This window comes from Bacillus sp. JJ1521 (genome assembly GCF_036965165.1).
Classification (GTDB): Bacteria; Bacillota; Bacilli; order Bacillales; family Bacillaceae_L; genus Ferdinandcohnia.
The window spans coordinates 1-3,561 of the sequence record NZ_JBALOX010000186.1 but is presented as its reverse complement, the minus strand read 5'-3'; the positions used below and the strand labels follow the sequence as shown (position 1 = coordinate 3,561).

Here is a 3,561-nt window from a genome sequence, read left to right as displayed (position 1 = left end):
ATTTTTATGAAAAGAAGTGTTTGTGATTGATTATGTAAAATGGCGTCCCAGGAGAGATTCGAACTCCCGACCGTACGCTTAGAAGGCGTATGCTCTATCCGGCTGAGCTACTGGGACATATTATTTTTTGTCGTAAACTTATCAGCGACATTTATTATTATAGTCAGATAGAAATCAGATGTCAACAACTTTTAATGAAAAATTTTCTAAAGGGAGCAAATTTTACTCCCTTTGCTATTGTATCATAACTTTACCTTCGTTGATAACTCCTCAACTATATTACCTTCACTATCGTAAAAAACAACATCAGCTTGGTTGTCAATTATCTCTACAATAACATACGTTTTTTCCCTACGCATTCTTGGCAAACGAAAACTACCAGGATTAATAAACAAAATATTATCAATCAATTCAGCACCCGCTAAATGCGAATGGCCAAAACAAGCAATTGATGCACCGACTTCCTGTGCACGATATTTTAGATTCATTAATGTCATCTTCACATTGTGTAAATGACCATGGGTAAGATAGACCTTTACCCCATTTAAAAGAACAATCATATCATCAGGAAAGTTCGAGTCAAAATCACAATTTCCTCTCACTGCCGAAAATCCACTCATTTCTTCAGATTGTGAAGAAAGCTCAGAATCCCCAAGATGGAGCATAAATTCCACATCGTTTTTATGACGTTCCTTAATATCGAGTAATTCCTTTGTTAACCCATGGCTATCGCTAATAATTAGTACCTTCATCTTTGAAACTCCTCACGATCCCTAAGAAGTTCATCCAGCTTTCTGAGTGCATTCCCACGATGACTAATCTGATTCTTCTCGTCTTTTGACAACTCAGCCATTGTTTTACCTTTTGAAGGCACATAAAAAATCGGGTCATAGCCAAATCCATTTTCTCCAACAGGTTTCTCTGTAATGACACCTTCACAAGTTCCCTCAACGATTTCCGTTTCTTCACCCGGAATGGCTAACGCTAATGTACAGTGGAATCTAGCTGTCCTTTTTTCATTCGGAATCCCTTTAAGCTCTTCTAAAACTTTATTAAGGTTATCAAGATCATTTTTATGCTCGCCCGCATATCTTGCCGAATAAACGCCCGGCCTGCCATCTAGATAATCGATTGCAAGACCTGAATCATCTGCTATAACTGGTATGTGAAGTTTTTTTGCAATTGTGTCGGCTTTTAATTGTGCATTTTCAGCAAATGTTTCTCCAGTCTCCTCAACATCCTCTATATTCGGATAATCTAGTAAGGACTTCACTTCTACACCCTGACTTGCAAATAAGTCTTTAAATTCCTTTACCTTCCCTCTATTTTTAGTAGCAATCATGATTTCTTTCACTTATGAATCCTTCTTTCCAATTAAGTTTACTAATTCCCCTAATGCGTCTTTCTGTGCTTGAATTAGCTCATTTATCCCATTTTCCGCCAGTTCTAATAATGTTTGTAGTTGATCGCGTGAAAAAGTAGATTCTTCCCCTGTTCCTTGCAGTTCTACAAATTCACCCGTACCTGTCATTACAACATTCATATCAACATTTGCAGCTGAATCTTCTAGGTAATTTAAATCAAGGATTTCCCCTATTTCCGGTTCAATTCCAACCGAAATAGCAGCTAAAAAATCTGTGATTGGAAATGAATTCATTTTTTTACTCTGATAGATTTTATGGACCGCTAGAACCATCGCGACAAAAGCGCCAGTTATCGATGCCGTTCTTGTTCCTCCATCCGCTTGGATAACATCACAATCAATCCAAATCGTTCTTTCACCAAGCTGCTCAAGATTAACAACAGATCTAAGGGAACGCCCAATAAGTCGTTGAATTTCCATTGTTCTCCCCGAAATTTTTCCTTTAGTAGATTCGCGGATATTTCTCTGCTCAGTAGCTCTTGGTAGCATTGAATATTCAGCTGTGATCCAACCCTTACCAGACCCCCTCATAAACGGTGGCACCCGGTCTTCAATGCTCGCATTACAAATTACCTTTGTATCTCCAACTGATATTAAAACAGATCCTTCTGGATGTTTTATATAGTTGATTTCAAGCCGAATCGGTCGAAGCTGATTATGTAATCGTTCATCAACTCTCAAAATAAAAACCCCCTGTCTACCCAATCATACTTTATATAGTATAGCAAAATTTTGCATTTCTATCGTACCCCACAAAAAAAACGGATGTGAACAATGTCCACATCCAGTTTTATTAGAAACTACCTGTATTCACATTTGCCGGACGAGTTACTGGTTCTGTCAATGATTTACCATCCTCAGCAACAACATCTTTACCATTAACTGTAATTGCGACACCCTTTACTTCAGGCTGCTCAGTTAAGGATAACACTAATGAGTTAATTACGTGATTGGAGATCATATCCTCATTAAAAGCTCCAAAAATTGCTTCGTTGAAGTCGAGTGTAACTTTCCCATCTTCCATTTTAGCCCCTAAAAGTTTTACATCTTGATGAATTTCGCTAATTAACTCTGAACCCATAGTCGGTCCATCGATTAATGCATTTACTACTGCAGCCACCCTGTCATCTCCAGTATTTTCAATTCGCTTCGTTACTGGCACATAGTACTCGCCAGCTTCATTTTGCGCATAGAAATAGAGAGTCACAGGACGACTATTTGTAATGTCGACTACACCACTATTATCGATATTAATCCCATCCGCTCTACTTAAGTCTCCCGGAATCGGCGTGCCGTTAACAGGCATTTCCTCTAATTGATAACCATTCACGCTGATAACAACGTTTTTCACATTTTCAAATTGGGTTAAAGTGAAAGTAATGGCCTCTAAAATTTTCTCTTCGTCCTCTTTATTATAGTTTGAGAATTCCTTTGAGAAGTCGGCTGTAATTGTTCCATCTTTCAAGTTTACATCCACTACAGTATCCTGTGGAATAACCGCTCTGAATCCGTCTGGTAAAATTTCATTTAACGGACCACCTGCAACTAAATACTCTAATACCTGTCTTGCTGCCGCATCTTGTTTTGGTAGATCAACAGTATAAGGGACAACTAGCCCATTTTCATCAATCAAATACAAGTCACGTTTTACTGTTTCAGTAGCTGCTTCCTCCTGATCAGTTGCTTCAGTAGCTGGGTTTTCCCCTTTCGCCACCGACTCATCAACAGCTTCGTTTTTTGGTGGATCCATTTGCTTCGCTTCTTCCTTTCCACCAAATAAGCCACATCCTGATAGTAATACCGTTGAAGTAACCACTGTAGCAGCTATTGCAGATTTAGTTATTTTACGCATTCTTTTCCCTCCTAAGGCAGTTTGTACTACTATGTATACGAGCCCTATTTTCAAATTAGACCGTTTTTTAGTGAAAAAAATGGACAAAATGTTTTGATTTCAAACTGATCGTAACGTTTTTCCTCATTGCAGGCTATGCCATTTTTCTGCCGAGCATGTATAACGAAACACTTCTTGCGGGACATGCTCAACCTTTTTTCTTTCAAGCATGTACTTTTAAACTTAATTTCACCATTTTTTTATAGCCCAAACAAAAAAAGCCCCACTCGGTACCGACCCCCAAAAG

Annotated in this window: 4 protein-coding genes and 1 tRNA gene; all 5 read right to left on the bottom strand. The window is 38.5% G+C overall.

Annotation, left to right across the window (positions count from 1 at the left end; translation table 11 throughout):
* Positions 1-40 precede the first annotated feature (40 nt).
* Positions 41-117, bottom strand: a tRNA-Arg gene (locus V7147_RS21125).
* Positions 118-242: 125 nt separating this feature from the next.
* The gene (locus tag V7147_RS21120) at positions 243-752 is read right to left on the bottom strand and encodes a metallophosphoesterase (protein ID WP_335369781.1); all 510 of its coding nucleotides are present in this window, start codon (positions 750-752) and stop codon (positions 243-245) included.
* Positions 749-1,354, bottom strand: coding sequence for an XTP/dITP diphosphatase (locus V7147_RS21115; RefSeq protein ID WP_335369780.1), 606 nt, complete (start codon positions 1,352-1,354; stop codon positions 749-751). Before V7147_RS21115 ends, V7147_RS21120 begins: the two co-directional genes overlap by 4 nt.
* Positions 1,355-2,104, bottom strand: coding sequence for a ribonuclease PH (rph, locus tag V7147_RS21110; RefSeq protein ID WP_335369779.1), 750 nt, complete (start codon positions 2,102-2,104; stop codon positions 1,355-1,357). It lies immediately after the preceding gene.
* Positions 2,105-2,216: 112 nt separating this feature from the next.
* Positions 2,217-3,275: a GerMN domain-containing protein gene (locus tag V7147_RS21105; RefSeq protein ID WP_335369778.1), complete on the bottom strand. Its 1,059-nt coding sequence runs from the start codon at positions 3,273-3,275 to the stop codon at positions 2,217-2,219.
* Positions 3,276-3,561: the final 286 nt, after the last annotated feature.

Bases quoted from the DNA above. Each gene is read 5' to 3' on its own strand.
- V7147_RS21120 (WP_335369781.1), bottom strand. From the start codon at position 752: ATGAAGGTACTAATTATTAGCGATAGCCATGGGTTAACAAAGGAATTA.
- V7147_RS21105 (WP_335369778.1), bottom strand. From the start codon at position 3,275: ATGCGTAAAATAACTAAATCTGCAATAGCTGCTACAGTGGTTACTTCA.